The 1,567-nt window shown below is 59.1% G+C and carries 1 protein-coding gene; it reads left to right on the top strand.

Features of this window, described 5'->3' with window-relative positions; translation table 11 throughout:
* On the top strand, positions 1 to 1,567 hold a 1,567-nt coding region (locus NP596_RS21275), incomplete at both ends, for a calcium-binding protein (protein ID WP_256617383.1).

Raw genomic sequence — 1,567 nt, forward strand, 5'->3', positions numbered from 1 at the left:
GGAAGACACTGACGGCGCGAACAACACCTTGCTGGGTGGCGACGGCAACGACACGCTGCTGGGCAGTGGCACGCTGGACGGTGGAGCCGATAACGACACTATCACGCTCTACGGTTCATCGACGGTCGCCGGTGTTGCTGATGGTGGTGATGGTAATGACAGCCTGTCCTATGTCCGAGGAGGAACGAACGACATCCTGCGCGGCGGTGCCGGGAACGACACGCTGTACGCGGGCTCTTTCGCTAATGTCACGCTCGATGGGGGCACTGGGGATGATGTTCTGAGCTCCGACAGCTATCGAAGCTATAGTGGCTCGGAAACAATGATCGGAGGTGACGGTAACGACACGATCCGAAGCTACTACGGTAATGATGCTTTGTATGGAGGCGCCGGGGACGACTATCTGGATGCGGGGTCTACGTGGTCCGCGAGCGGCGATGACGATTACATCGATGGGGGCACCGGAAACGATACCCTGATCGGTGGATTGGGCAACGACAGCCTTGATGGGGGTGATGGTGACGACCTACTGAACGCCGGCTCAGGCAATGACACCATCGATGGCGGCGCCGACAACAGCGCCTCGGGAACCCTGGGCGATATCGCCGTGTTCTCGGGTGACCGAAACACCTATGTCATTACTCGGGACCCATCCGACCCGAGTGCCCTCAGAGTGGTCTCGACGCTCGGGGGCGAAGAGGACAGGGTGCGCGATGTCGAGGTATTGAGGTTCTCAGACGCAGATTATGCGGTTGCGACCCTGGACATCGGCGAGTACCAGATTGGCACGGACGGTGACGATACGCTGACGGGGACTGTGTTTGATGATGTGATTGCCGGCGGGCTTGGCAATGACATTATCGATGGTGGCGAAGGAGGTAACCGTCTGTTGGGTGGTGAAGGCGATGACAGCCTGACTAGTGGGGCCAATGACGATTATCTCAACGGCGGTGCGGGTGATGACACACTGTCAGGTGGGGCGGGATCGGACCGTCTGGAAGACACTGACGGTGCGAACAATACATTGCTGGGTGGCGATGGCGAGGACACGCTGCTGGGCAGTGGCACGCTGGACGGTGGTGCCGATAATGACACCATTACGGTTTATGGCTCGTCAACGGTCACCAGCGTCGGCGAAGGCGGTGATGGTAATGACTATCTGTCTTACGTGAGTGGAGGAACGAACGACATCCTGCGCGGCGGTGCCGGGAACGACACGCTGTACGCGGGCTCTTTGGCCAACGTCACGCTCGATGGCGGCACTGGGGATGATGTTCTGAGCTCCGATAGCTATCGAAGCTATAGTGGCTCGGAAACAATGATCGGAGGTGACGGTAACGACACGATCCGAAGCTACTACGGTAATGATGTTTTGTATGGAGGCGCCGGGGACGACTATCTGGATGCGGGGTCTACGTGGTCCGCGAGCGGCGATGACGATTACATCGATGGGGGCACCGGAAACGATACCCTGATTGGTGGATTGGGCAACGATAGCCTCGACGGCGGTGATGGTGACGATCTGCTGAATGCCGGCTCAGGCAACGACACCATTGACGGCGGCGCC

The organism is Methylomonas rivi, assembly GCF_024505165.1.
GTDB classification, from domain to species: Bacteria; Pseudomonadota; Gammaproteobacteria; order Methylococcales; family Methylomonadaceae; genus Methylomonas; species Methylomonas rivi.